The 25,450-nt window shown below is 67.9% G+C and carries 21 protein-coding genes; 7 read left to right on the plus strand and 14 right to left on the minus strand.

All coding sequences use genetic code 11. The features are described 5' to 3' along the window. Positions 1 to 27: 27 nt before the first annotated feature. The 4 genes from LC407_RS19715 to LC407_RS19730 form a co-directional block, all read right to left on the minus strand. Positions 28 to 921 (minus strand): SPOR domain-containing protein, encoded by an 894-nt coding sequence (locus LC407_RS19715; RefSeq protein WP_218788453.1) that lies wholly within the window; start codon positions 919 to 921, stop codon positions 28 to 30. 21 nt (positions 922 to 942) lie between these two features. After that, the gene (gene argS / locus LC407_RS19720; protein ID WP_025878374.1) at positions 943 to 2,631 is read right to left on the minus strand and encodes an arginine--tRNA ligase; all 1,689 of its coding nucleotides are present in this window, start codon (positions 2,629 to 2,631) and stop codon (positions 943 to 945) included. A 114-nt stretch (positions 2,632 to 2,745) separates the two neighbouring features. Further along, on the minus strand, positions 2,746 to 3,450 hold the full coding sequence (radC, locus tag LC407_RS19725; RefSeq protein ID WP_025878375.1) for a DNA repair protein RadC: 705 nt from the start codon (positions 3,448 to 3,450) through the stop codon (positions 2,746 to 2,748). A 71-nt stretch (positions 3,451 to 3,521) separates the two neighbouring features. Then, positions 3,522 to 4,148: a response regulator transcription factor gene (locus LC407_RS19730; protein WP_025878376.1), complete on the minus strand. Its 627-nt coding sequence runs from the start codon at positions 4,146 to 4,148 to the stop codon at positions 3,522 to 3,524. Between the two features lie 225 nt (positions 4,149 to 4,373). Here LC407_RS19730 and coaBC point away from each other — a divergent pair, with 225 nt between their 5' ends. From coaBC to LC407_RS19745, 3 genes are read left to right on the plus strand one after another with little or no spacing between them, the layout of a single operon-like run. Continuing rightward, the gene (gene coaBC, locus LC407_RS19735; protein ID WP_140226755.1) at positions 4,374 to 5,630 is read left to right on the plus strand and encodes a bifunctional phosphopantothenoylcysteine decarboxylase/phosphopantothenate--cysteine ligase CoaBC; all 1,257 of its coding nucleotides are present in this window, start codon (positions 4,374 to 4,376) and stop codon (positions 5,628 to 5,630) included. Then, on the plus strand, positions 5,627 to 6,115 hold the full coding sequence (dut, locus tag LC407_RS19740; RefSeq protein WP_025878378.1) for a dUTP diphosphatase: 489 nt from the start codon (positions 5,627 to 5,629) through the stop codon (positions 6,113 to 6,115). Before coaBC ends, dut begins: the two co-directional genes overlap by 4 nt. 12 nt (positions 6,116 to 6,127) lie before the next feature. Next, a complete protein-coding gene (locus tag LC407_RS19745; protein ID WP_100437098.1) occupies positions 6,128 to 8,476 on the plus strand; it encodes a phosphomannomutase/phosphoglucomutase in 2,349 nt (782 codons plus the stop codon). Positions 8,477 to 8,812: 336 nt separating this feature from the next. Here the strand turns inward: LC407_RS19745 and LC407_RS19750 are convergent, their stop codons facing one another. The 8 genes from LC407_RS19750 to pyrE form a co-directional block, all read right to left on the minus strand. Further along, complete coding sequence (locus LC407_RS19750) at positions 8,813 to 9,526, minus strand: response regulator transcription factor (RefSeq protein WP_080150427.1); 714 nt, start codon at positions 9,524 to 9,526, stop codon at positions 8,813 to 8,815. After that, positions 9,507 to 12,167, minus strand: coding sequence for a sensor histidine kinase KdpD (locus LC407_RS19755; protein ID WP_025879419.1), 2,661 nt, complete (start codon positions 12,165 to 12,167; stop codon positions 9,507 to 9,509). The genes LC407_RS19750 and LC407_RS19755 overlap by 20 nt, the downstream gene beginning before the upstream one ends. 51 nt (positions 12,168 to 12,218) lie before the next feature. After that, complete coding sequence (kdpC, locus tag LC407_RS19760; protein WP_223483454.1) at positions 12,219 to 12,863, minus strand: potassium-transporting ATPase subunit KdpC; 645 nt, start codon at positions 12,861 to 12,863, stop codon at positions 12,219 to 12,221. Further along, entirely contained in the window at positions 12,860 to 14,920 is a 2,061-nt protein-coding gene (gene kdpB, locus LC407_RS19765; RefSeq protein WP_025879421.1) for a potassium-transporting ATPase subunit KdpB, read from the minus strand. The genes kdpC and kdpB overlap by 4 nt, the downstream gene beginning before the upstream one ends. 9 nt (positions 14,921 to 14,929) lie before the next feature. Next, positions 14,930 to 16,639 carry a potassium-transporting ATPase subunit KdpA gene (gene kdpA, locus LC407_RS19770; RefSeq protein ID WP_025879422.1) on the minus strand — a complete coding sequence of 570 codons (1,710 nt, stop codon included), beginning with the start codon at positions 16,637 to 16,639 and terminating at the stop codon, positions 14,930 to 14,932. A gap of 12 nt (positions 16,640 to 16,651) precedes the next feature. Further along, positions 16,652 to 16,744, minus strand: coding sequence for a potassium-transporting ATPase subunit F (locus LC407_RS19775; protein WP_005407770.1), 93 nt, complete (start codon positions 16,742 to 16,744; stop codon positions 16,652 to 16,654). A gap of 175 nt (positions 16,745 to 16,919) precedes the next feature. Next, entirely contained in the window at positions 16,920 to 17,594 is a 675-nt protein-coding gene (locus LC407_RS19780; protein ID WP_025879423.1) for a hypothetical protein, read from the minus strand. 19 nt (positions 17,595 to 17,613) lie between these two features. After that, positions 17,614 to 18,273 carry an orotate phosphoribosyltransferase gene (gene pyrE / locus LC407_RS19785; RefSeq protein ID WP_025879424.1) on the minus strand — a complete coding sequence of 220 codons (660 nt, stop codon included), beginning with the start codon at positions 18,271 to 18,273 and terminating at the stop codon, positions 17,614 to 17,616. 163 nt (positions 18,274 to 18,436) lie between these two features. Between pyrE and LC407_RS19790 the strand changes: the two genes are divergently transcribed. The 3 genes from LC407_RS19790 to LC407_RS19800 all read left to right on the plus strand — a co-directional run bounded on the left by LC407_RS19790 (position 18,437) and on the right by LC407_RS19800 (position 20,846). After that, positions 18,437 to 19,237, plus strand: coding sequence for an exodeoxyribonuclease III (locus tag LC407_RS19790; protein WP_032977024.1), 801 nt, complete (start codon positions 18,437 to 18,439; stop codon positions 19,235 to 19,237). Beyond that, the gene (locus LC407_RS19795) at positions 19,234 to 20,538 is read left to right on the plus strand and encodes an MFS transporter (protein WP_032977021.1); all 1,305 of its coding nucleotides are present in this window, start codon (positions 19,234 to 19,236) and stop codon (positions 20,536 to 20,538) included. The genes LC407_RS19790 and LC407_RS19795 overlap by 4 nt, the downstream gene beginning before the upstream one ends. Before the next feature lie 77 nt (positions 20,539 to 20,615). Beyond that, complete coding sequence (locus LC407_RS19800; protein ID WP_025879428.1) at positions 20,616 to 20,846, plus strand: hypothetical protein; 231 nt, start codon at positions 20,616 to 20,618, stop codon at positions 20,844 to 20,846. A gap of 87 nt (positions 20,847 to 20,933) precedes the next feature. Here the strand turns inward: LC407_RS19800 and LC407_RS19805 are convergent, their stop codons facing one another. Together LC407_RS19805 and LC407_RS19810 are read right to left on the minus strand one after the other, a co-directional pair. After that, entirely contained in the window at positions 20,934 to 22,061 is a 1,128-nt protein-coding gene (locus LC407_RS19805; RefSeq protein ID WP_223483455.1) for an anhydro-N-acetylmuramic acid kinase, read from the minus strand. 64 nt (positions 22,062 to 22,125) lie between these two features. Continuing rightward, a complete protein-coding gene (locus LC407_RS19810; RefSeq protein ID WP_025879426.1) occupies positions 22,126 to 23,595 on the minus strand; it encodes a peptidoglycan DD-metalloendopeptidase family protein in 1,470 nt (489 codons plus the stop codon). A gap of 167 nt (positions 23,596 to 23,762) precedes the next feature. Here LC407_RS19810 and tyrS point away from each other — a divergent pair, with 167 nt between their 5' ends. Next, complete coding sequence (gene tyrS, locus LC407_RS19815; RefSeq protein WP_025879425.1) at positions 23,763 to 24,971, plus strand: tyrosine--tRNA ligase; 1,209 nt, start codon at positions 23,763 to 23,765, stop codon at positions 24,969 to 24,971. Positions 24,972 to 25,450 lie beyond the last annotated feature (479 nt).

A 25,450-nucleotide genomic window follows, 5' to 3' on the forward strand; every position in this document is an offset into this window, starting at 1 on the left:
CCGGCTTTTTTCATTATGCCTGCACGCTTACTGCGCCTTGATCGCCATCGCCTGCAGGCCGGTGCCATCCAGCTTCTGCTTGGCTTCGGAAAGCTCACCGGCGGTGCCATAGGGCCCCATGCGTACGCGGTACACGGTCTTGCCGTTGATCTGCGCCGACTCCACGCGTGCGGCCAGGCCCATCATCGCCAGCTTGGCCTTGGTCGCTTCGGCATCGCCGGACGCGCCGAACGCACCGGCCTGCAGGATGTAGCGGGCGTTGTCGGCCGGTGCGGGGGCTGCTGCAGTGCTGGCGGCGGCCGGCGCGGTTTCGCTGCGTGCCGCAGGAGCGGCGGCACCGGTGCTGGTGCTGGCCGGCGCGGTGGTGGCCGCTGGCGCGGCGGTCGTCGGGCGTTCACTCACCGGCGTCGGCAGCGGACGGCTGGTGGCGGTCACCGGCGCGGTGCTGGCAACGCTCGCCGTCGCCGCAGGGGCTGCGGCCGCAACCGCCGCCGGCACGGGCTTGCCTTCCAGTGCGGCCTGCGCGCGCTGCGCTTCGGCCTTGCTCCGGCGCTGTTCCTCGGCGCGCGCGCTGGCGGCCAGTTCGGCGTCGGACATCTCCACTTCCTTGCCAGGCAGCAGGGTGTAGAAGTCGTACTGGGTGGCGGCCGGCTTTTCCGGCTCAGCCGGTTTCGGCGTGGCCGGCTGTGCGGCCGGCTGGGTGCCGACATCGCCTTCGCCATCGGCCACCGGCGCCGGCTGCGCGTTCGGGTTCGGCTGCGGACCGGCGCGCAGGAAGCCATCGCCCTCGCCCTTGAACAGGTTCGGCGCCGCCAGGAACACCACGGCGGCGATCGCCACGCCGGCAACCAGCCACACCCATCCGGGCGTGCCTTGGCTGCTGTTGCGCCGAGCCTGTGTCTTGCCGCGTCGTGCTGCCATGTCTACTGCGTCTCCTGAGGCTTACATTTTTTCCGGGGCGGAAACGCCCAGGAGGTCGAGGCCGTTGGCCAGTACCTGGCGCGCCGCGCAGGCCAGGGTCAACTTGGCATTGCGATCGGTCGCGTCGTCCACCAGCACCGGCGTCCCGTGATACCACGTGTGGAAGGCGTGCGCCAATTCGCGCAGGTACTGCGCGACCAGATGCGGTTCCAGCGCCACGCCGGCCGCTTCCACCACTTCCGGATAACGCGAGATCTCGTTCATCAGGGCCAGCGATGCGTCATCGGCCAGGCGGCCCAGATTGGACAGGCCGGTGCCCTGTTCGTAGACCAGACCCTTCTCCTGCGCCTGGCGCAGCAGGCTGCAGACGCGGGCATGTGCGTACTGCACGTAGAACACCGGGTTGTCGTTGCTCTGCTGACGGGCCAGGTCGATGTCGAAGGTCAGCTGTGAATCGGGCTTGCGTGCGATCAGGAACCAGCGGGTCGCGTCGCGGCCGGCTTCTTCGATGAGGTCGCGCAGGGTGAAGTAGCTGCCGGCACGCTTGGACAGCTTCACTTCCTCGCCGCCGCGCATGACGGTGACCATCTGGTGCAGCACGTATTCCGGCCAGCCCTGCGGGATGCCCACTTCCATGGCCTGCAGGCCGGCACGCACGCGCGCCAGTGAACCGTGGTGGTCCGCGCCCAGTTCGGTGATCGCGCGCTCGTAGCCGCGCTGCCACTTCGACAGGTGGTAGGCCACGTCCGGCACGAAGTAGGTGAAGGTGCCGTCGGACTTGCGCATCACGCGGTCCTTGTCATCACCGAAGTCGGTGCTGCGCAGCCACAGCGCGCCGCCTTCCTCATAGGTATGGCCCGACGCCTGCAGCTTGGCCACTGCCTCGGCGACCTTGCCATCGGCGTACAGCGAGCTTTCCAGGAAGTAGATGTCGAAATCCACGCCGAACGCGGCCAGGTCCAGGTTCTGCTCGTTACGCAGGTAGGCCACGGCGAAGCGGCGGATCGCCTGCAGGTCGTCCGGGTCCTTGGCGCCGACCACCAGGGTGCCTTCCAGGTCGACGCTGGCGCCGGACATGTAGGCACGTGCCACGTCGGCGATGTAGTCGCCGCGGTAGCCGCCTTCCGGCCAGCCTTCCTGGTCCGGGGCAATGCCCTTCACCCGGGCCTGGGTCGACAGCGCCAGGTTCTCGATCTGCACGCCGGCATCGTTGTAGTAGAACTCGCGCTTGGCATTCCAGCCGTTGGCATCGAGCACGCGTGCCACGCAGTCGCCGATGGCCGCGGCGCGGCCGTGGCCGACATGCAGCGGACCGGTCGGGTTGGCCGACACGTACTCCACGCCTACCGTGCGGCCATTGCCGGACAGGTTGCGGCCGTAATCGGCGCCTTCCTTGATGACGGTGACGGCTTCACGCTGGTACGCGGCCGGCGCCAGGTGGAAATTGATGAAGCCGGGGCCGGCGATCTCGACCTTGCTGACGTCTTCGCTGCGCGGCAGTGCCTCGACCAGCGCCTGTGCCAGTGCGCGCGGATTGCTGCGCGCGGCCTTGGCCAGCAGCATCGCGGCGTTGGTGGCGAAGTCGCCATGGTCGCGGGTCTTCGGGCGCTCGACCACGAAGTCCGGCGGCAGGGAGTCGACGGGCAGGGTGCCATTGGCGCGCAAGGCTTCGATGCCTTGGCTGATCAGGGCGCGGAGGAGATTTTTCACGAGGCCTGCTGTGAGAATGAGCGGCGGAATCGCCCATTTTAGCGCAGATGCCGGCCTCAACGCTGACCGGGGCCTGCCTGCCAGGGCACGCGTCGCGGCGTGCTGCTGCGGGGCTCATCCGACCAGGCGGGCCTGGAGCGGTGGCAGAAGACCCCGTTCAGCAAACGAAACCGGACGCCCCTCGCCGACCACGAAGTGGTCCAGCAGGCGGATGTCGACCAGTGCCAGGGCCCGTTGCAGTTCCTCGGTGATCTGCGCGTCGGCGGCCGAGGGTTCCGGGTCGCCAGAGGGATGGTTATGGCTGAGGATGACCGCGGCGGCGTTGTGCAGCAGGGCTCTGCGCACTACTTCACGGGGGTAGACCGGGGCCGCGTTGATGGTACCGGCGAACAGTTCCTCGCAGGCGATCAGGCGGTGGCGGTTGTCCAGGAACAGGACCACGAACAGTTCCCGTGCCTGCCCACGCAGACGGTGCTGCAGGTAACGGCCGACGGCGGCAGGGTTGTTGCCGACCGCTTCGCCCTGCTGCAGTTCAGCGGCCAGGTAGCGGTGGGCCAGCTCCAGCCCTGCGGCCAGCGTGCAGCTGCGAGCCGGCCCCAACCCGGGGAGTTTCGATAGTTCGCGGGCGGAGCGGTCCAGCAGCACCCGCAACGGGCCGTGGGCGAGCAACAGGTCGCGCGCGGTCTGTACGGCGTCCCGGCCGCCAATGCCGGAACCCAGGAACAGGGCCAGCAGTTCGGCGTCGGACAATGCCGTGGGACCCCGGGCCAGCAGCTTCTCGCGGGGACGCTCTTCTTCGGGCCATTCGTGGATGGGCATGGCGCCCATCATGGCGATCATCGCCGACCGCTCCCATAAGCCCTTGCCGCACCTGCGGGTCGGCCAAGCCCTCAGTCGCGCCGGGTCTGCAGGTAGTCGTAGAGTTCCTGGTTGGTCTGCAGGCCCAGCTTGCGCATGGCTTCGGCCTTCTGCCGGCTGATCGTCTTCGGGCTGCGCCCGCTGCGGTCGGCGATGGCATTGATGTTCAGGCCGTCGGTCAGCAGCTGCAGCACTTCCAGTTCGCGTGTCGACAATGCGGCCGGTGGGTGGGGAAACAGCAGATCGCGGGCCTGCAGGTGGCGCCGCAGCTGGTCGGAAACGAACACCTGCCCGGCCATGGCGGCATGCAGGGCCTGCGGTAGTTCGGCGAAGTCGGCGCTCTTGTCGACAAGGCCGTGTACGCCATCGCGCAGCAGGCCATCGAGCAACCCCGGGTGCCTGGCCCCGGTCAGCACTACCACGGGAAGGTCGGGATGGCGTTGGCGCAGCTCGGCCAGCAGTTCAGGGCCGTCCGGGCCGGGGCCGGGCATGGACAGGTCGGTGAGTACGGCGTGGCAGGGCTGCTGGACCAGCAGCTGCAGCAGTCCGGCACCGTCGGCAGCGGCACCGGCCACGTCCATCTGGTGACGCTCAAGCACGATTCGGATGCCGTGCAGGACGACCGGATGGTCGTCGGCAATGATGATGCGCGGTTGCACGGGGAACTCCTGGGAAATCGAACGGCACACCTCGGTGGCCAGCAATGATTCTGCAAAGCGGGGACGCGAAGAGGTATAGGAAAGTTCCGAATCGGCGCGCAGCAAACCCGGAAAACTCCATCGGCCCCCGCCCATGTGCTGATAGCCGCCCGCTATGTGCCGCGTGCACCGGGAGGTTGCTGGCCTTCGGGTAAGCTAACGCCCTCGTTTGCACAGGAATTCCAGGTGGCTGATTCTCCCAACGCTTCCCCGACGCGGACCCGCGCGCTGGAAGGCCAGAAACTGCTCTTGTGTGTCGGTGGCGGGATCGCGGCCTACAAGGCCCTGGAACTGGTTCGACGCCTGCGTGATGCCGGTGCGCTGGTGCAGGTGGCGATGACGGCCGGCGCCCAGCAGTTCGTCACCCCACTCAGCTTCCAGGCCCTTTCCGGCCAGCCGACCCGCACTACCTTGTGGGACAGCGCCGCCGAACAGGCCATGGGCCACATTGAACTGGCACGCTGGGCCGATCGCATCGTGATCGCGCCGGGTACCGCCGACCTGCTGGCCCGCCTGGCCCAGGGCCACGCCGATGACCTGGTCAGCACCTTGTGCCTGGCCAGCACCGCACCACTGACCGTGTGCCCGGCGATGAACCATCGGATGTGGCTGCATCCGGCCACCCAGGCCAATATCGCCCTGCTGCGCCAGCGCGGCGCGCAGGTGATCGGTCCGGTCGATGGGCCGCTGGCCGAAGGCGAATCCGGCCCCGGTCGTTTGGCCGAGCCGGCCGACATCGTCGCCGCCCTGGCCGCCAACGACGCTGCCGCTGCCGCAGCGCCGGAAACGCGCGCCCTGCAGGGCCTGCGCCTGCTGATCAGCGCCGGCCCGACCTATGAAGACATCGATCCGGTGCGTTACGTGGGCAACCGCAGCAGCGGCAAGATGGGCTACGCGCTGGCCGCCGCTGCCGCCGGGCTCGGTGCCCAGGTGGTGCTGGTCAGCGGCCCGGTGCAGCTGCCGACGCCGCCCGGCGTGCAGCGCATCGATGTGCGCTCCGCCGCGCAGATGCGCGAGGCGGTACTGGATGCGCTGCCGGCCGACATCTACATCGGTGCTGCCGCCGTTTCCGACTACACCCCGCGTCAGGTGGCCGCGCAGAAGCTGAAGAAGACCGCCGACAGCCAGTCGCTGGTGATCGAGCTGGTGCGCACCCCGGACATCCTGGCCGAGGTTGCCGCGCAGACGCAGTCGTTGAAGCTGGTGGTCGGCTTTGCCGCCGAGACCCACGATGTGGAGAAATATGCGCGCGGCAAGCTGGTCGACAAGCGCCTGGACCTGGTGATCGCCAACCAGGTGGGCATCAGCGGCGGTGGTTTCGAAAGCGACAACAATGCCGCCACGGCCTTCTGGCAGGATGGCGAACAGGTATTCCCGGCTACTTCCAAGCGTGAGCTGGCCGAACAACTGCTGGCGCTGATCGCGCGGAGGCTTCAGGCATGACCCAGGCAAGCAACACCCACGGACTCTCCCCGCAACCGTTGCAGGTAAAGCTGCTCGACCCGCGCTTCGGCGACAGCTGGCCGCTGCCGGCCTATGCCACCGAAGCCAGCGCTGGCATGGACCTGCGCGCGGCGCTGGAAACCGCGCTGACCCTGCAGCCGGGCGATACCGCACTGGTCCCCAGCGGCCTGGCCATCCATATCGCCGATCCTCATCTGTGCGCAGTGATCCTGCCGCGTTCGGGCCTGGGCCACCGCCATGGCATCGTGCTCGGCAACGGCACCGGCCTGATCGACGCCGACTACCAGGGGCCGCTGCTGATCAGTGTCTGGAACCGTGGCCGCGAGGCCTTCACCATCGAGCCGGGCGATCGCATTGCCCAGTTGGTGATCGTGCCGATTGCCCGCGTCAGTCTGCAGGTGGTGGATACTTTCACCGACAGCGTGCGGGGAACGGGTGGATTCGGCCATACCGGGGTGCGTTGACAGGGGACATCGATGAGCGGCATCGGGGAAGCACAGCGGGGAACGACGTTGGGACGCAGCGCGCCATTGCTGGGCGTGCTGCTGGTACTGCTGGCCGCCTGGTTCGGCTGGAGCGCGGTACAGCAGTGGCGGCAGGCCGCCAGCGGGGACGCGCTGGAACAGGCCCGCGACCAGGCCGTGCAAGGGCTGCAGCAGGCGGCCTCCGGCCAGTTGCAGCAGCTGCAGCAGCAGTTGAAGGGCGACCGCGTGCAGCAGGCGCTGCAGGCCGGTGATGCCGCCGGCGCCGCGCTGGCGCTGCGGGAAAGCTGGACCGGCGTCGAGCAGGTGGAGGTGCTGGGCGCTGACCTGGCCGCAGGCTATGCCGATGCGGCCACTTTTGGATTCGCACGCCTGGCCCTGCTGGAATCTGCGCTGGCCGAAGGCAAGGCAACCCTGCGCGTGGTCCGCGATGGCGGCGGCAACCGCCTGGGTCTGGCCGCGCCGGTACAACTGGCCGGTGTCGGGCCGGCGGTGGTGTATGTCCGCCAGCCGCTGCTGCGGTTGACCGCGCCGCTGGATCAGGTGAGCGCCCCCGGCAACGGCTTCCTGGCGCTGCGCCAGGGAGCACACAACATCGTGGTGCAGGGCGATACCGGCCTGTCCGAGAGCGCCGAAGCAATGGCGCGCCCGGTGGCGGGAACGCCGTTGCGGCTGGCCGCCGGGGTGCCCAATGTGGAACCCGGGCCGCTGGGGCTGGGAGCCCTGGCCAGCGCGATTGTCGCTCTGCTGCTGGGCTTCATCGCGGTACTGCTGGTGGTAGGTCGTGGCCGGCTGCCGAAGTCGCTGCCGCTGCCCAGCCGGCGCAGCGCGGTGGCCGACGCCGATCACGGCCCGACCCTGCGTGAAAGCCTGCAGATGGTCCCGCCGGCGGTGCCCGGCGAGACGGTGGCCGAGGCTGCGCCACCTCCGCCGCCACCGGTTCCGGCCGACGAGCTGGCTGCAGGCATCTTCCGCGCCTACGACATCCGCGGCGTCGTGGGCAGCCAGCTGACGGCGCGCACCGCCGCGCTGATCGGCCAGGCCATCGGCACCGTCGCCCTTGAGCAGGGCCTGCGCGAGGTGGTGATCGGTCGCGATGGGCGCTTGTCCGGTCCCGAACTGTCAGCCGGTCTTGCCGAAGGCCTGCGGCGCGCCGGCTGTGCGGTCATCGATATCGGCCTGGCGCCGACCCCGGTGGTGTATTTCGCCGCCTTCCATCTGCGCACCGGTACCTGCGTAGCGGTCACCGGCAGCCACAATCCGCCGGACTACAACGGTTTCAAGATCGTCATCGGTGGTGAGACCCTGTCCGGCGATGCGATCACCGACCTTTACCAGCGCATTGTCGAAGGCCGTCTGGTGCAGGCTGCGGAGCCGGGAGATTACCAGCAGCGCGAGGTCGCCGCCGATTACATCCAGCGTATTGCCGATGACGTGCAGCTGGACCGCCCACTGAAAGTGGTGGCCGACGCGGGCAACGGCGTGGCCGGTGCCTTCGCCCCGCAGCTGCTGGAAGCAATCGGCGCAGAAGTCATCCCGTTGTACTGCGATGTGGACGGCACCTTCCCCAACCATCACCCCGATCCCAGCGAGCCGGCCAACCTGGAAGACCTGGTGCAGACGGTCAAGCGCTTTGGCGCCGACCTCGGCGTGGCGTTCGATGGTGATGGCGATCGCCTTGGCGTGGTCACCAGTGAAGGCAAGATCATCTACGCCGACCGTCTGCTGATGCTGTTCGCCGCCGACGTGCTGATGCGCAACCCGGGCGCGATGGTGATCTACGACGTGAAGTGCACCGGCAGGTTGTCCGATCACGTGCTGCGCAACGGCGGCAGTCCGTTGATGTGGAAGACCGGGCACTCGCTGATGAAGGCGAAGATGCGCGAGACCGACGCCGAACTGGCGGGCGAGATGAGCGGCCACTTCTTCTTCAAGGAACGCTGGTTCGGCTTTGACGATGGCCTGTACGCCGCTGCACGCCTGCTGGAGATCCTCGCCCAGCGCGAGGAAACGCCGGACGAAGTGCTGGCCGAACTGCCGGAAATGGTGGCGACGCCGGAGCTGAAGGTGCCGGTGGCCGAGGGCACCCCGCATGCGTTGGTGGCGATGCTGGTGGCCGCTGCGCAGTCGCCGGACAACCCGTATGTCGGCGGCCGCCTGTCGACCATCGACGGCCTGCGGGTGGACTTCGCCGACGGCTGGGGCCTGGTTCGCGCCTCCAACACCACGCCGGTGCTGGTGCTGCGTTTCGAAGGCAACGACGAAGCAGCACTGGAGCGTATCCAGGCGCTGTTCCGCAGCCAGCTGCAGCCGGTGCTGGGCGACACCCCGCTGGGGTTCTGAGGTGAGGCCGGGCTGCGCCCGGCACCCGCGGTAGTGCCGGCCGCTGGCCGGCAACCTCAACAGCAACAGCGGGCACTCCGTGGGTTGGTGGAGCGGTGTCGGAGTGCGGGGACGCCGCAAGTACGTCCTTGTAGGCTTGGCAGCCGCATCCATGCGGCTGACACCCCGCACTCCGACACCGCCCCACCTCTGACAATTTCCCGGTGCTGTTGGTGGGTGTCGACCTTGGTCGACACAGTAGATCCACGCCAAGCGTGGATGCTCTTCGATGGATGTCCATCCACGCATGGCGTGGATCTACTTGGCTGGCGGGTGCCGACCGTGGGTCGGCACGCCTCACCCCTTGAACCGCAGCCCCACGCCCGGTTCGGTGAACAGGTAGCGCGAGTCCAGCGCCGAGTCGCCCAGCTTGTGCCGCAGCTTGCCGACCAGGATGCGCAGGTAGTGGGTGTCGTGCTGGTGGGTGGGCCCCCAGATTTCCTGCAGGATCTGTGGCTGGGTGACCACCCGCCCGGCATTGCGCAGCAGCAGCGACAGCAATGCGTACTCCTTGCGGGTCAATGCCACCAGCTCGCCATCGATCGCCACTTCACGGCGCACCAGGTCCACGTGCAGGTGGCCATCGTCGAACACCGGCGGCGTGCCATCGGTCGGCACACTGCGTGTGCGCAGCAGCGCCCGCACCCGCGCCATCAGCTCCTGGGTACCGAAGGGTTTGGTCACGTAGTCGTTGGCGCCGTTGTCCAGTGCACGCACCTTCTCGGTTTCGCCGGCACGCACGGTCAGCATGATCACCGGCACCTGGCTCCACTGCCGCAGCTGTTCCAGCACCTCGTGGCCTTCCATGTCCGGCAGGCCGATGTCCAGGATCACCAGGTCCATGTCCTCGCTGGCGGCCATCTGCAGGCCTTCCTGGCCGGTCGCGGCCTGGCGCACCTGGTAGCCCTGCGCGCGCAGGCTGATGTCCAGGAACCGGCGGATCTGGGTTTCATCGTCGATCACCAGCACGCGCGGGGCCGGCGTGCTGGCATCAGTCGGGGTCGGACTCATCGTGGGAGGCTGGCTTGAGCAGGGGCAGGGTGATGCGGATCAGGGTACCGCGACCGTCGCGCCCGGGCAGCGCCTGCACGCTGCCGCCGTGTGCGCCGATCATGCCCTGGCAGATGGTCAGGCCCAGGCCGGTGCCGTGGCGGCCGCGGTCGCCGCGTTCGACGCTGTAGAACATGTCGAAGATGCGCGCGCGCTCGTCGTCGGGAATGCCGGGGCCGGCATCGATCACGTCGATGCGCAGCTGACCGTCCAGTTCGCGCGCCAGCACCTGCACGGCGGCATCGGCTGGCGAGAACTTGGCGGCGTTCTCCATCACGTTGAACACCGCCTGTTCCACCAGCGCCGGATGCACCCAGATCGGTGCCAGCGTTGCCGGAATATCCAGCTCCAGCCGTACCTTCGGCTGGTAGCGCTGCAGGCGACGGGCGGCCGAACCGATCAGCTCGTCCACACCTATCCAGTCGCGGTTGATCTTCAGGCCCTCGTGGCCCAACCGGGTCATGTCCAGCAGGTTCTGGATGTAGCGGTCCAGGCGCTCGCCTTCGACCAGGATGGTGTCCAGCAACGCGCGGCGGTCGGCCAGATCCATCGCCGTACCGTAGCTGGCCAGGCTGTCGGCCGAGCCGATCATCGCTGCCAGCGGCGAACGCAGGTCGTGCGACACCGAAGAAAGCAGGGCAGAGCGCAGCCGCTCGGTCTCGTTGCTCACATGCGCCTGTTCCAGCTCGGCCACCAGGCGCGTGCGCAACGCGGCCTGGGCGATGTCGTCGACCATCGCTTCGGCCAGCTGGCGCTGTTCGGGCAGCAGCCGCGCCTGCGCACCCGGCAGGTACAGGCCAGCGACGCCGATCGCGCGGTCTTCGCCGTCCAGCAGCGGCAGGAACCACCATTGCGCGCCGGCCAGGGTATCGGTGAAGCGGCCACTGGGCTGGCCATGGCGCAGGGCCCAGTCGGCCGCCGCCAGATCGGTATCACCGGGCAGGCTGCGGCCACCGGCGGCGGTATCGGCGCCGATCCGCAGCCAGGCCGGTACGTCCATGGCCTGTTCCAGCGCATGCCGGCCGGCCTGTGCCACTTCACCATTGCCGGCCGCGCTGGCCAGCTGCCGGCCCAGCTGCTGGCGTGCGCGTGCATGGCGGTTGGCCGCGCGCAATGCGATCACCTGCATGCGCAGGCGCGACGCCAGGCGTCCGGCCACCAGCGCCGCCGCCAGGAACAGGAACACGGTGATCACGCCCTGCCGCGCGCCGATGGCGAAGGTGAAGCGCGGCGCGATGAACAGGAAGTTGTAAGCGAGAAAACACAGGATCGCCGCCATCACCGCGACGCTGGCGCGGGTACGTGCAGCCACCAGCACCACCGCCACGATGAACACCATCGACAGATCGGCCATGCCCACCCAGCGTTCGACCAGCCACGCCACCGCGCAGGCAAGGGCGGTGGCGATCAGGGCCTGCAACGGCTCGTGGCTGACCCCGCGCATCGGTGGCAGCAGCCCCTCTCGACGGGAACGCGCACGCGCCTGCGGCGTGCTGATGATGGTGATCTCGTAGTGCGCGCCGCGCTGGATCAGCTGCTGGGTCAGGGTGCGGTTGAACATCCGCGCCAGCGGCCGTTCGCGGGTACGCCCCAGCACCAGCGTCGATACGCCGTTGTGCGCGGCGTGGTCGAGCAATGCATCGGCGATGCTTGAACCATGCAGCAGCTCGGCTTCGCCGCCGAGGCGGCGGGCCAGCGCGAACGCAGCATCGATCTCGCGCCGGGTCGCTTCGTCCTGGCGGCGCCCCTGCACCGTCACCACCGTCCACGGTGCATCGCGGCGTTCGGCGATGCGCCGTGCCACCCGCACCAGGTATTCGCTCTGGCCACCGCCGTCGATCGCCACCAGCACGCCGCGCCGCAACGGCAGATTGCTCTCGCCGCGCGCGGCGCGTGCTTCGCGCAGGCTGCTGTCGACACGGTCGGCGGCCTCCTGCATCGCCAGCTCGCGCAATGCAGTCAGGTTGGCCGGCGAGAAGAACGCCTGCAGGGCCTGCGCGGCCTGCTCGGGCACGTACACCTTGCCCTGCTGCAGGCGCGCGATCAGTTCGCGCGGCGGCAGGTCGACCAGCACGATGTCATGCAGGCGGTCGAGCACGCCATCGGGCACGGTCTCGCTGACACGCACGCCGGTGATGCGCATCACCACATCGTTGAGGCTTTCCAGATGCTGGATGTTGACCGTGGTCCAGACGTCGATGCCGGCGTCCAGCAGTTCCATCACGTCCTGCCAGCGCCGTTCGTGGCGGCTGCCCGGCGCATTGCGATGGGCCAGCTCGTCCACCAGCACCAGCGCGGGTTTCCTCGCCAGAACGGCGTCCAGGTCCATCTCCTGCAGGTCGTGGCCATGGTAGGCCACGTCCTTCAGCGGCAGCCGTGGCAGGCCTTCCAGCAGGGCCTGGGTATCGGCACGGCCGTGGGTCTCCACCAGCCCGACCACCAGGTCCACGCCACGGCGCAGCTGTTCCTGCGCGCGGGTCAGCATGGCGTAGGTCTTGCCGACGCCGGGCGCAGCGCCCAGGAACACGGTGAGCTTGCCACCGGCTTCGCGTTGCAGTCCTTCCACCAGGGCGTTGGCCTGGCGGGTCCGCAGATCAGTCATGGGAGCCGCTGTCATGGCCGCCATTGTGCGCGCAGCGGGTGCAGCCCTGCATCACGGCGCGCGTGCCGCGTGGTCCAGTGCGAAGTTCAGCGTCACCACGTTCACCCGTGGCTGGCCGAATACGCCCCATTGCCGGCCCTGCGTGTTGGCCTTCACCAGTGCCTGCACCTGCTCGACGGGCAGGCCACGCGCACGCGCCACCCGGGCCACCTGCAGCTGCGCTGCCGCCGGCGACAACTGCGGATCCAGCCCGCCGCCGGACTGGGTGACCAGATCGGCAGGCACCTGCGCGGGCGTTACGCCTTCGCGCGCGGCCACTGCTGCGGTGCTCGCCGCCACACGCTCGGCCAGCGCCGGGTTGCTGCGGGCCAGGTTGGAGCCGGCCGCCGCCATCGGGTCGTAGTTGGCGGCCGACGGTCGCGCCTGGAAGTAGCCATCGCCGGTGAACGGCTGCGACAGCCATGCCGACGCACGCACCTGGCCGCTGCCATCGCGCAGCAGGCTGCCTTCGGCCTGCGCCGGGAAGGACAGGCCGGCAAAACCGGTGGCGATGCCGGCGTAGACCGCACCGGCCAGCAGCAGGGTGGCCACGCTCAGGCCGATGGCCGGGCGCCAGCTGGCGCCATCCTGCAGCGTGGCCACGCGCGCCTCGCGCTTCAGCTCGCGGGAAAGGGAAGGGGAGTCAGAACGGTTCATGCGCCGAATACCAGGACAAGAAGGAGGTCGATCAATTTGATCGCCGCGAACGGCAGCAGCACGCCACCCAGGCCGTACACCAGCATGTTCCGGCGCAGCAGCGCCGTTGCGGTGGCCGGGCGGAAGCGCACACCGCGCAATGCCAGCGGGATCAGGGCGGGAATCACCAGGGCATTGAAGATCAGCGCCGCAAGCACCGCGTTGCGCGGGCTCGACAGCTGCATCACGTTCAGCGCGGCCATCGCAGGCACGGTGGCGGCAAACAACGCCGGCAGGATCGCGAAGTACTTGGACACATCGTTGGCCAGCGAGAACGTGGTCAGCGCGCCGCGGGTGATCAGCTGCTGCTTGCCCACCTCCACCACCGCCAGCAGCTTGGCCGGATCCGAATCCAGATCGACCATGTTGCCGGCTTCCTTGGCCGCCTGCGTGCCCGAATTCATCGCCAGGCCGATGTCGGCCTGGGCCAGCGCCGGCGCATCGTTGGTACCGTCGCCGACCATCGCCACCAGGCGGCCACCGGCCTGCTCGGCACGGATGCGGGCCAGCTTGTCCTCGGGCCGTGCCTCGGCGATGTAGTCATCCACGCCGGCTTCGGCGGCGATCGCAGCAGCCGTCAGCGGGTTGTCACCGGTGATCATCACCGTGCGGATGCCCATCGCCCGCAGCTGTGCGAACTTCTCGCGCATGCCGTGCTTGACCACGTCCGACAGCTCGATCACGCCCAGCACATGGCGACCCTCGGCCACCACCAGCGGCGTGGCACCGTTGCGCGCGACCTGGTCCACGCGCCCGGCCAGTTCGGCCGGTACGGTGCCGCCGAGCGCCTGCACATGGGCACGGATCGCATCGGCAGCGCCCTTGCGGATCTGCCGGCCGTGCATCAGGTCGACACCGGACATGCGGGTCTGCGCGCTGAAGGCCAGGTAGTCGGCCTGGTCCGGCTCGGCGGTGGTGCAGCCCTGTTCGCGGGCCAGGCGCACGATCGACTTGCCTTCCGGGGTCGGGTCGGCCAGCGATGACAGCAGCGCCGCCTCACGCAGCTGGTCGGCGTCGATTCCGGCCAGTGCGTGGAAGTGGCTGGCCTGGCGGTCGCCGTAGGTGATGGTGCCGGTCTTGTCGAGCAGCAGCACGTCGACGTCACCGGCCACTTCCACCGCCTTGCCCGACTTGGCCAGCACGTTGGCCGCCAGCGCGCGGTTCATGCCGGCGATGCCGATGGCCGGCAGCAGGCCACCGATGGTGGTCGGGATCAGGCACACCAGCAGCGCGATCAGCAGCAGCGGATCCACCTTGACGCCCACCGACGCACCGATCGCCGGCAGCGTCGCCACCACCACCAGGAAGGTCAGCGTCATCGCCGCCAGCAGCAGGGTCAGCGCGATTTCATTCGGGGTCTTCTGACGGTTGGCGCCTTCCACCAGCGCGATCATGCGGTCCAGGAAGCTGTGTCCCGGCTCGGCAGTGATGCGTACGACGATCTGGTCGGACAGCACCTTGGTGCCGCCGATCACGCCGGAGCGATCAGTACCCGCCTCGCGCAGCACCGGTGCCGACTCGCCGGTCACCGCCGCTTCGTTGATGGTGGCCAGGCCCTGCACGATCTCGCCGTCGGCCGGCACCAGCTCGCCGGCACTGACGATCACATGATCACCGGGGCGCAGTTCCGCGGCGGGCACCTGGGTCTCGCTGGCACCGGCCTGCGCCGACGCCAGACGACGCGCCACCAGGTCCTGGCGGGCGCGGCGCAGCGAGGCGGCCTGGCCACGGCCACGTGCTTCGGCCACGGCCTCGGCGAAATTGCCGAACAGCACGGTGACCAGCAGGATCGCGGTCACCGCCAGGCCGAAGCCCAGTGGTGCATTGCCGGTCAGGGTGATGATCGCGGCGACGATCGTGCCGGCCATCACCACCGCCATCACCGGGCTGCGCACCAGATGCATCGGCGACAGCTTGCGTACGGCCTCGATGAGCGCGCGGCGCAGGCCGGCGGCATCGAGCAGGGCCGGGCGGGAAGCCACGGAAGAGGAACGGTTTGCGGTTGCGTGACTACTCATGGGGTGTCCTCAGTGCAGTCCCAGGCTCAGGTGGTCGGCGATCGGGCCGAGTACCAGCGCCGGCATGAACTGCAGCACGGTCAGGATGACGATCACCGAGACCAGGGTCAGGGCGAACGTCGGGGTTTCGATCTGCAGGCTGCCGGCCGATTCAGGGGCCTGCCGCTTGGCGGCCAGCTGTGCGGCCACCACCAGCGGGATTATCAGCAGCGGGAAGCGGCCCAGCAGCAGCACCAGCGAGCAGCTCAGGTTCCACCAGGGCGTGGCGTCACCCAGTCCCTCGAAGCCCGAGCCGTTGTTGGCGTAGGCCGAGACGTACTCGTAGAACACCTGGCTGATGCCATGGAAGCCGGGATTGGAGGTGCCCGCCAGACCCGGCACGGCCAGCGTGATCGCGGTGAACAGCAGCAGGGTGATCGGCTGCAGCAGCACCAGCAGTGCCAGCAGGCGCACCTGCGGCGTTTCCAGCTTGCGGCCGAACAGTTCCGGTGTACGGCCGGTCATCAGCCCGGCCAGGAACACACCCAGCAGCAGGTACACGATGAACTGCTGCAGGCCGCAGCCGATGCCGCCCCAGATCGCGCTGACCAGCATGTTGACCATCGCCAGGCCGCCAGACAGCGGGCTCAGCGAATCATGCATGCCGTTGACCGAACCGTTGGAGACCTGGGTGGTCACCGCCGCCCACAGCGCGGTGCCATCGGCGCCGAAGCGTACTTCCTTGCCTTCCATCAGCAGCGGCGTGGCCGCGCTCGCGCTATGGCCCTCGCTCCATACCATCGCACCGGTGGACAGCAGCGACATGCCGAGCATGCAGCTGAACACCAGCGCGCCGAAACGACGGCGCCCGGTGAACGCGCCGATCATGAAGATCACCGCCATCGGCACCAGCAGGATGCCGATCACCTCCAGCATGTTCGACACCGGGGTCGGGTTCTCCAGCGGGAAGCTGCTGTTCGGGCCATACCAGCCGCCGCCGTTGGCGCCCAGCTGTTTGGCCGCGACCATCGCCGCAACCGGGCCCAGCGGCAGCTTCTGCTGCGCCATGCCGGCACTGGCATCGATCGGCGTGGCCTGCGGGCCACCGGCCATCGTGGAGGGCACGCCCTGGCTGGTCAGCAGCAGCGTCCATACCAGGCACAGCGGCAGCAGGAAGCGCACGCACAGGCGCACGACGTCGGCGTAGTAATTGCCCACCGCCACCTGGCGGTCATCGCCCGCGGCGGGCGCGGTAACCGATTTCGGCGCGCGCGAGAACAATGCACGCAACGTGGCCACGGCCAGCGCCAGGCCCATCATCGGCGTCACCACCTGCAGGCCGGTGATGCCGGTCATCTGCGAGAAGTAGGACAGCTGGGCCTGGCCGGAATAGTGCTGCTGGTTGGTGTTGGTCAGGAACGAGATCATCGTGTGCAGCGCCGTGTCCCAGCGCATGTTCGGGATCTGGTCCGGATTCAACGGCAACCACGCCTGGGTCATGAACACGGCCTGGGTCAGCACCGCGATCACCACGTTGCTGAGCACGAATGCCAGCACGTAGCCCCGCCAGGACATCGAACGTGAAGGATCAACGCCGAGCACCTTGTACAGCGGCTTTTCGATCCAGTGGAACAGCACGTCGACCTTCATCGGCGTGCCGCGCATCACCCGGGCGAGGTACAGGCCCAGGGGCCAGGCCAGCACCAGGCTGGCGGCAAGAATGGCAAGAATTTCAGTCATGGCAGGCTCCGCTCAGAACGACTCGGGCCGCAGCACGACATAAAGAAGATAGGCGGCGGCAACCAGCACCAGCACGCCACACAGCAACGACAGCCAGGGGGACATGGAATTTGAGACCTGGTGGAACCCCTCCACCTCAGGCCGTCATCGTCGTCCCCGCCCCCATAAACGCACTACGCGCCGGACAGGGCCGACGCGTAAAGAGTGCATAAATTTCAGGGTCCAGGCCGTAACCCGGCAAGCGGCAGCGCCGGCCCATGCCGGGCGAGCAGCGCGCCGCTCAACCCGCCGGGGTCTGTGCCGGCACGTCCACCGGCGCCAATCCCTTCAGCTGCCGATAGCGCTGCAGGCTGCTTTCGATTTCGACCTTCAATGCCTGCTGCTGCTGTTCGAAACTGGCCAGCAGCCGTTGCTGCGACTGCAGCTGCGCATGGCGCTGGCCGATCGCCTGGGCCTGCTTGTCGGCCACCTTGCCGCCGGCCAGTTCGCGGTCGCCGGCGGCAGCAAGCAGGGCCACCAGCGATTCGCGCAGGCTGGCCACGTTGTACTGGGCGGTCTTGAGGTTGTTGTCGAGCACCTCCTGGCGCTCGGCGAACACGCGCCGCAGCGCATTCTCATCACCGTAGGTGGTCAGCATCGCCTGTTCGGTACGCTGCCGGGTCTGCTCGGCCATCTGGTCCAGCTGGACCTGCGCCGCCGCCGTGCTGGCGGCAGCGCGTTCCTCATCGCTCAACGCGCGCTGCACCTGCGCGTTGCGCAGGCCGCTGTTGGCGCTGAACTCATCACGGGCGTGGTTGACCGCATCGGCCGGCAGCGCGTCGCTGCAGATCCGCTCCTTGCCCTCGTTCCAGCAGTACAGCTTCTTGTCTGCGGCCTTGCCGCTGGACTGTGCCAGCAGCGTCTGCGGCATCACCAGCAGCAGGCTGGCAGCAACGATGGCAGGAACTCGGAACATGCGACCTTCCCCCTGGTGGTCAGCGCGTGGAACGGACGCCGTACTGGGCGCGATAGGCCTCCAGCGGCTGCCGGTAGCCTACAAGTTCCGGATTTCCGGACGCGAAATCAAGCAGGTCGGCCAGCGTCGCCACGGCGATCACCGGGATGCCGGCTTCTTCGGCCACGGCCTGTGCGGCGGAGCGATGGTCGCTGTCCGAGGCGATCTCCTGGCGGTCCAGGGCGACCACGATGCCGGCCGGAATACCGCCCGCAGCGCGGATGATCGCCAGCGCCTCGCGGATGGCGGTGCCGGCGGTGATCACGTCGTCGACGATCAGCACGCGCTTGCCGGTCATGTCGGCGCCGATCAACTGGCCGCCTTCACCATGGTCCTTCACTTCCTTGCGGTTGAACGACAGCGGCAGGTCGCGGCCACGCTGGGCCAGCTCGCAGGCCATTGCGGTGGCCAGCGGAATGCCCTTGTAGGCCGGGCCGAACACCACGTCGTACTTGATCCCGGTGGCGTCGATGGCGTCGGAATAGCACGCACCCAGCTGCGACAGCAGGGAACCGGAGTCGAAACGGCCGGCGTTGAAGAAATAGGGGCTCAGCCGGCCGGACTTGAGGGTGAACTGGCCGAAGCGCAGGGCGTCGGCGGTCAGGGCCAGCTGCAGGAAACGGTGACGGTGGTCGCTCATCAAAACTCGATTCATCTTCATTTGGAGCGCAAATCCTAATCCAGCTGGGCTTTCTGCGCTCGTCCGGCCCCTTCACGCAGGTATCCGCAGCTGCCCCCGCGGGCTGCTCAGCCCGGCAGGCAACCGGTATGCTTGCCCGGTTTCCCGCCGTAGGTTCTTCCGCATGCGCATCATCAGCTTCAACGCCAATGGCATCCGCTCGGCCGCCACCAAGGGCTTCCTCGACTGGTTCCGTGGCCAGGACGCCGACGTCCTCTGCATCCAGGAGACCAAGGCCCAGGAAGACCAGCTGACCGACCCGATGTTCCGCCCGGACGGCCACCATTGCTTCTACCGCGATGCCATCACCAAGAAGGGCTACAGCGGCGTGGCGATCTACAGCAAGCGCGAACCGGACCAGGTCATCACCTCGCTGGGCTGGGCCCCGTTCGACGACGAAGGCCGCTACATCGAGGCCCGCTTCGGCAACCTCAGCGTGGTCTCCTTCTATATCCCGTCCGGGAGTTCGGGCGACCTGCGCCAGGGCTTCAAGTTTGAAGTGATGGAGTGGCTGCGGCCGATCCTCGAAGAATGGGCGCGCAGTGGCCGCGACTACGTGCTGTGTGGCGACTGGAACATCGTCCGCTCGGCGCTGGACATCAAGAACTGGAAGTCCAACCAGAAGAACTCCGGCTGCCTGCCCGAGGAACGCGACTGGCTCAATGCCCTGTGTGCCGACCATGGCCAGGCCACCGATGTGGGCGCAGGTCGCGGCTGGGCCGATGCCTACCGCCTGCTCAACCCGACCGGCGAGGACTACACCTGGTGGAGCAACCGTGGCGCCGCCCGCGCCAACAACGTTGGTTGGCGCATCGACTACCAGTTCATCACCCCGGGCCTGCGTGACCGCCTGCGCAGCTGCTCGATCTATCGCGACCAGCGCTTCTCCGACCACGCGCCGTTCATCGTGGACTACGACCTGTGACCGAGGCTGCCAAGCCTGCCGGTTACAAGGGCTGGGCCGGCATCAAGCGTGCGTTCGGTACGCCCTCGGCGCTGACCATGGCCCTGCTGGGCTTCGGTAGTGGCCTGCCGTTCCTGCTGATCGCCTCGCAGACCCTGTCCACCCGTCTGCGCGATGTCGGCCTCGATCTGGGCAGCATCGGCCTGATCAGCCTGGCCAGCTTCTTCTACCTGCTCAAGTTCGTCTGGGCACCCCTGCTGGATCGCTACGCGTTTCCGTTGCTGGGGTTCCTCGGTCGCCGCCGCTCGTGGCTGCTGGTCTCGCAGATCCTGGTACTGGTGGGCCTGGTGGCACTGGCGTTCGTGCGACCAGAGCAGGGCGTGTGGCCGCTGGTGGCCTGGGTACTGGTGGCATCGTTTGCAGGTGCCACCCAGGATTCAGTGGTCGACGCCTACCGCATCGAGATCGCGCCGCAGACCGCGCAGGCCGCGTTGGCCGCCACGTACACGCTGGGCTATCGCATCGGCCTGATCCTGGCCGGTGCCGGCGCCTTGTACCTGGCACAGTTCGAAGGCTGGATCATTGCCTATCTGGCCATGGCCGCACTGATGATCCTGCCGATCATCACCACCCTGTTCTGCCGCGAACCGGAGCGCCCGGCCAACGCCGTGCAGCGCCGCATCGACATTGCCGAAGCGTTCGTACAGCCGATCACCAGCTTCTTCACCCGCAACGGCATGGCACTGGCGCTGGCGCTGCTGGCGTTCGTCGGGTTCTTCAAGTTTCCTGACCAGGTCATCGGCGTGATGGCCGGACCCTTCTATCTCGATTCGGGCTTCGACAAGGCAGACATCGCTACGGTCTCCAAGCTGTTCGGCGTGTGGATGGGTATTGGTGGGGCGTTCCTTGGCGGTATCGCCGTCGCCGCCTTCGGTTTCCGCCGGATGCTGCTTGTCGCGGCGCTGGGTGTGGCCCTGTCGAATCTGGCCTTCCTGCTGATGGCGCACAATCCGGGGCAGTTGTGGGCGTTCTACGCCGCGCTCAGCGCCGACAACCTGTTCCAGGGCTTTGCCGGCACGGTGCTGGTGGCTTTCATGTCTTCGCTGACCGATCGCAACTTCACCGCAACCCAGTATGCCCTGCTGGTATCGCTGGCCAACCTGCCGGGCAAGTTCGTCGGCGGCGTTTCCGGTTACATCGTGGAGGCCACCTCGTACAGCACCTTCTTCATGCTCAGCGCCGTCACGGTGGTGCCCACCATGCTGCTGCTGGCCTGGCTGTGGCCACGCATCGTTGATCGTGGGCCGTCCCCCGCCGCCTGATTGCCTGTCCGCGCCTACTGCGGGATGATCGCCCCGACGCGCCGAGGGGGCGGTGCCTTGCGAACGGGGAAGTGAGCATGGCCGACGTAGTGCTGCGGGACCTGGACCCGCTGCTGCTGGAACGCATCAAACGGGTCTCGGTGGCCCGGGGCTGGACCCACGAACAGACCTGCGCGGTCCTGCTGGAGCAGGGCCTGTTCAGCAGTGAACTGGAGGTCCGCTCCGGCTTCGGCGATCCCGAAGTCGACGCGCTTTCCGACGCGATCGCCGCACTGCAGGCGCTGCCGGCCGGCCAGGGCTTCGATTGATCTGATGTCGGGTCGCCGGGCATGGCCCGGCGCTACCGCGCGCCGCCGACGGGTAGCGCCGGGCCATGCCCGGCGGATGGCGTCACCTCACGCCGGATGGATCGCCCCGAGAATCCGCGGCCCCGTCGCCCCGGTCACGCTCGGCAGGTTGCCCGGCAGCCCGTCCATCGTCCGCTGCGCCAGCCAGGCAAACCCCATCGCCTCCACATACTCCGGGTCCAGCCCGTGCAGCGCCGTGGACTCCACCACCACGCCCGGCAACCGCGCCGCCAGCCGCCGCATCAACTGCGTATTGCGCACGCCACCGCCGCACACCAGCACCCGCCGGGTGTGCGGCTGCTGGGCCAGCAGCGCATCAACCACCGTCGCCGCGGTCAGCTCCAGCAGTGTTGCCTGCACATCGGCTGCGGCGAACTGGCCTTCCTCCATGTGTGCCTCGGCCCACGGCAGGTGGAACTGCTCGCGCCCGGTGCTCTTGGGCGGCGGCAGCGCGAACCACGGATCCGCGCGCCAGCCGGCCAGCAGGCTGTCATCCACCGCACCGCTGGCTGCGTAGGCGCCGTCAGCATCGAAGCTGCGCCCGGTATGGCGTTGGCACCAGGCATCCATCAGCGCGTTGGCCGGGCCGGTATCGAAGCCACGCACGACGCCCTCGCATGGGATCAGGGTCAGGTTGGCGATCCCGCCCAGGTTCAGCACCGCACGGTCCTCATCGGCCGCACCCAGCATGTCCAGGTGGAAGGCCGGCATCAGCGGCGCGCCATGGCCACCGGCGCCAACGTCACGGCGGCGGAAATCGCACACGGTGGTGATGCCGGTCAGCTCGGCGATGCGGTTGCCGTCACCCAGCTGCACGGTGAAGGCCGGGTCGGCCAACGGTCGATGGCGCACCGTCTGCCCGTGCGAGCCGATGGCTCGTACCTGCGAACGGTCGACACCGGCTTCTTCCAGCAGCTGGTTGGCGGCGGCGGCGAAGCTGATCGCAATCCGCGCGTCCAGTTCGCCCAGCTCCTCCAGCGACTGCAGCGGGCCGCCTTCGCCGAGGGCCACCAGCCGCGCCCGCAGCACCGGCTCCCAGCGGGCGGTCAGCCCGTGCACGAAGCGGCACCCCCCATCGGCCGGGAACTGCACCAGCGCGGCATCGATGCCGTCAGCGCTGGTGCCCGACATCAGGCCCAGGTAGAGGGGAAGGGACGGATCGGCAGTGGTGTTCATGGCGGGCATAAAAAAAGGACACGGCAAGCTTGTGCTGCCGTGTCCTCCTTCGTCAACGCAGGGCTCAGCCGCGCTTGCGGCCTGCCGGCGCCTTGTCCTTGGCGCTGGCCACCTCGGTGCTCGCGCTTTCGGCGGCCGGCGCGGGGCTGGCGTCGGCGTAGATCAGCTTCTCCATGCCCTGGATGCGGGCCATCGCCGGCGCGGTCTGCGCCCGGAAGGCCACCAGCTCGGCGCCCTTCAGCGGCTCCGGCGGCGGCATGGTCACCGTCAGCGGGTTGCGGTGCTCGCCATTGACGCGGAATTCGTAGTGCAGGTGCGGGCCGGTCGCCAGGCCGGTCGAGCCGACGTAGCCGATCACCGTGCCCTGGGCCACGCGCTGGCCATTCTTGATCCCGGCAAAGCGCGACATATGGCCGTACAGGGTGGTGTGGCCACGGCCGTGGTCGAGGATCACCACGTTGCCATAACCGCGCTGCACGCCGACAAACTGCACCCGCGCATCGCCGGCGGCCATGATCGGGGTACCGGTGCGCGCGGCGTAGTCCACGCCCTTGTGCATGCGCATCTTGCCCAGCACCGGGTGCTTGCGCGCGCCGAAGGTCGAACTCAGCCGGGCGAACGGGATCGGCATGCGGATGAAGCTCTTCTTCAGCGAACGGCCGCTGATGTCGTAGTACTCGGACTTGCCGTTGCGGTCGAAGCGGAAGCCGGAATAGGTCTTGCCGCCGGTGGTGAAGGTCGCCGCCAGGATCTTGCTGGTATCGACCTTCTCGCCCTCGCGCCAGGTCTCATCCATCACCACGCTGAAGCGGTCGCCCGGTTGCAGGTCCTTGGAGAAGTCGATGTCGTACTTGAAGATGTCGTCGGTCATCGTCGCGATCGCCGACGGTGACAGTCCGGCGCGGCGCGCGGCCGCATACAGCGAACTGGTGATCTCGCCGCTGGTGACCACCGTGCGCGTGGATGTCTCGCGCTTGGTCACCGTTTCCTTGATGTCATCGCCGCTCAGGCTCAGTTCGACCCGGTTGTCGGCATCGCGGTCGAAGCGGATGCTGCGCAGGTCACCGGACAGCGGCATGTCGAAGGCGATCTCGGCACCCGGGCGCAGCTTGGTCAGCGATTCGCGCGCACCCGGATGGTCCAGCACCCGGTGCAGGGTGGTGGCGGAGATGCCGGCCTTGTCGAACAGGTCGCTCAGGGTCTGCCCGCGCTGCACCCGCAGCACCTGCCAGCTGTCGCCGGGGATCTGCTGCTGGCGGGCCATTGCCAACGGCGGCAACGGCAGTGCCAGGCTGGTGTGGCTGTCGGCGTAGGGCGCATCGATGGTGTGCGAGAAGCCCGGCACGATCGTGGCCACCAGCGCGCCAATGGTCACAAACAGGCTGGCGTGCATCCAATGACGCCGCGTCCAGCGCTCATTGAACGCAGCGGGAAGGTGTTGCCTCAGCTTCCGGTGCAGGGCGTTGTCGTGCAGGACGTGGAGTCGTTCCTGGAAGCGCTGCTTGCGAGCGCGGCCTTGATCGGAATTGAGCATCAGATGTCGGTCTCTGGCTGACCCGGGAACGCGGGCCCAAACGCCGGTAACATAGACACCTAACAAATTCGCGTCAAACCCTTGTGCCTATTGGCTTTTGTGAAGCCGATCGGGTTAACTTCGCTTTAACACCCCACATAAGAAACGGCGTTGCCGGGAGTAGTCACGTGTCCTCGATTGAAGAAGCCCTTGCCCTGATCGGCCGCGGTGCCGACGAGATCCTCAAGCTCGAGGATCTGCGCGCGCGCCTGCAGGAAGGCCGCCCGCTGCGCATCAAGGCCGGCTTCGACCCCACCGCGCCTGACCTGCACCTGGGCCACACGGTGCTGCTGAACAAGATGCGTCAGTTCCAGGACCTCGGCCACCAGGTCATTTTCCTGATCGGCGACTTCACCGGCATGATCGGCGACCCCTCCGGCAAGAGCCTGACCCGCAAGCCGCTCAGCCGTGACGACGTGCTGGCCAACGCCCGGACCTACGAGGAGCAGGTGTTCAAGGTGCTGGACCGCAGCCGCACCGAGGTCCGCTTCAATTCGGAGTGGTTCGGCAAGATGAGCGCGGCCGACATGATCCGCCTGGCCGGCCAGCACACCGTGGCACGCATGCTCGAGCGCGACGACTTCGCCAAGCGCTATGCCGCCCAGCAGTCCATCGCCATCCACGAATTCCTGTACCCGCTGGTGCAGGGCTACGACTCGGTGGCCCTGGAAGCGGACGTCGAGCTGGGCGGTACCGACCAGAAGTTCAACCTGCTGATGGGCCGTGGCCTGCAGGAACACCACGGCCAGAAGCCGCAGGTGGTGCTGACCATGCCGCTGCTGGAAGGCCTGGACGGCGTCAACAAGATGTCCAAGTCGCTGGGCAACTACATCGGCATCAGCGAGCCGGCCATCGACATCGTCACCAAGACCATGAAGGTCGATGATGCCCTGATGTGGCGTTGGATCGAACTGCTGTCCTTCGATATCAGCCAGGCCGAAGCGGCCTCCCTGCGCGAGCAGATCGCCGCCGGCCTGAATCCGCGCGTGGTCAAGCTGCGCCTGGCCCGCGAACTGGCTGCCCGGTTCCACGATGCCGCAGCGGCAGAGCAGGCGATTGCCGGCTGGGAAGCTGCCGTTACCGGGCAGGGCGACATCACCCAGCTGCCGCTGCAGGATGTGGCCATCCCGGCCGAGGGCCTGCGCATCGCGGCCCTGCTGACCGCCGCCGGCCTGACCCCGAGCAACTCCGAGGCCAACCGCAAGCTCAAGGAGCGTGCGGTGAAGGTGGACGGTGAAGTGGTGGAAGACGGCCAACAGGTACTGCAGCCCGGCTTCGAGGGGCTGCTGCAGGTCGGCAAGCGCACCTTCGCCCGCGTGCGCCTGGTCGCTGCCTGACCGGAGGCAGGGGCCGGCGCAGCCGGCCCCTGCTTCTGCTCCTGCAGAGCGGCGCTGACGCTCTGCCGCTGTTCGCGGGGCCTGTGGCGGCGCCTTTGCATGAACGGATGCAACATCCGATGAAAAAAGTTGCCACACCCCCTTCACAAAGGCCGCGAATAGGGACATACTTTCCCTCCCCCGTCGCAGGGGTCGCCAACAAGGGGCTTCAGCGACACAAGGGACGCCGCCACCGACGAACGAGATGATCGAACGAAAGGTGTTGACGGACTCGAAAAGTCCGGCATAATAGGCGGCTCGCTACGAAGGAAACTTCGCAGCACGCGGGAACGGCGCTGAGGCCACTTCCCAAGATCTTTGAAAGTATGCGCAGGTATCTTGTGAAGGCGCCTGCAGGAAGGATGATTGTCCATCTTGCAGACGTTTGATCAAGCAACTATTAATTGTTTTAAAGCAAGCGATACGTTGCCAGAATCATT

This window comes from Stenotrophomonas sp. OVS01A (assembly GCF_019969775.1).
Lineage (GTDB): Bacteria > Pseudomonadota > Gammaproteobacteria > Xanthomonadales > Xanthomonadaceae > Stenotrophomonas > Stenotrophomonas indicatrix.

Excerpts from the sequence above, each read along its gene's own strand:
- LC407_RS19805 (WP_223483455.1), bottom strand. The coding sequence starts at position 22,061 with ATGAACACCACTGCCGATCCGTCCCTTCCCCTCTACCTGGGCCTGATG.
- LC407_RS19780 (WP_025879423.1), bottom strand. The coding sequence starts at position 17,594 with ATGTTCCGAGTTCCTGCCATCGTTGCTGCCAGCCTGCTGCTGGTGATG.
- LC407_RS19790 (WP_032977024.1), top strand. The coding sequence starts at position 18,437 with ATGCGCATCATCAGCTTCAACGCCAATGGCATCCGCTCGGCCGCCACC.
- radC (WP_025878375.1), bottom strand. The coding sequence starts at position 3,450 with ATGCCCATCCACGAATGGCCCGAAGAAGAGCGTCCCCGCGAGAAGCTG.
- LC407_RS19800 (WP_025879428.1), top strand. The coding sequence starts at position 20,616 with ATGGCCGACGTAGTGCTGCGGGACCTGGACCCGCTGCTGCTGGAACGC.
- LC407_RS19810 (WP_025879426.1), bottom strand. The coding sequence starts at position 23,595 with ATGCTCAATTCCGATCAAGGCCGCGCTCGCAAGCAGCGCTTCCAGGAA.
- LC407_RS19775 (WP_005407770.1), bottom strand. The coding sequence starts at position 16,744 with ATGTCCCCCTGGCTGTCGTTGCTGTGTGGCGTGCTGGTGCTGGTTGCC.
- kdpA (WP_025879422.1), bottom strand. The coding sequence starts at position 16,639 with ATGACTGAAATTCTTGCCATTCTTGCCGCCAGCCTGGTGCTGGCCTGG.
- LC407_RS19755 (WP_025879419.1), bottom strand. The coding sequence starts at position 12,167 with ATGACTGATCTGCGGACCCGCCAGGCCAACGCCCTGGTGGAAGGACTG.
- LC407_RS19715 (WP_218788453.1), bottom strand. The coding sequence starts at position 921 with ATGGCAGCACGACGCGGCAAGACACAGGCTCGGCGCAACAGCAGCCAA.
- pyrE (WP_025879424.1), bottom strand. The coding sequence starts at position 18,273 with ATGAGCGACCACCGTCACCGTTTCCTGCAGCTGGCCCTGACCGCCGAC.
- LC407_RS19745 (WP_100437098.1), top strand. The coding sequence starts at position 6,128 with ATGAGCGGCATCGGGGAAGCACAGCGGGGAACGACGTTGGGACGCAGC.
- kdpB (WP_025879421.1), bottom strand. The coding sequence starts at position 14,920 with ATGAGTAGTCACGCAACCGCAAACCGTTCCTCTTCCGTGGCTTCCCGC.
- dut (WP_025878378.1), top strand. The coding sequence starts at position 5,627 with ATGACCCAGGCAAGCAACACCCACGGACTCTCCCCGCAACCGTTGCAG.
- kdpC (WP_223483454.1), bottom strand. The coding sequence starts at position 12,863 with ATGAACCGTTCTGACTCCCCTTCCCTTTCCCGCGAGCTGAAGCGCGAG.
- LC407_RS19750 (WP_080150427.1), bottom strand. The coding sequence starts at position 9,526 with ATGAGTCCGACCCCGACTGATGCCAGCACGCCGGCCCCGCGCGTGCTG.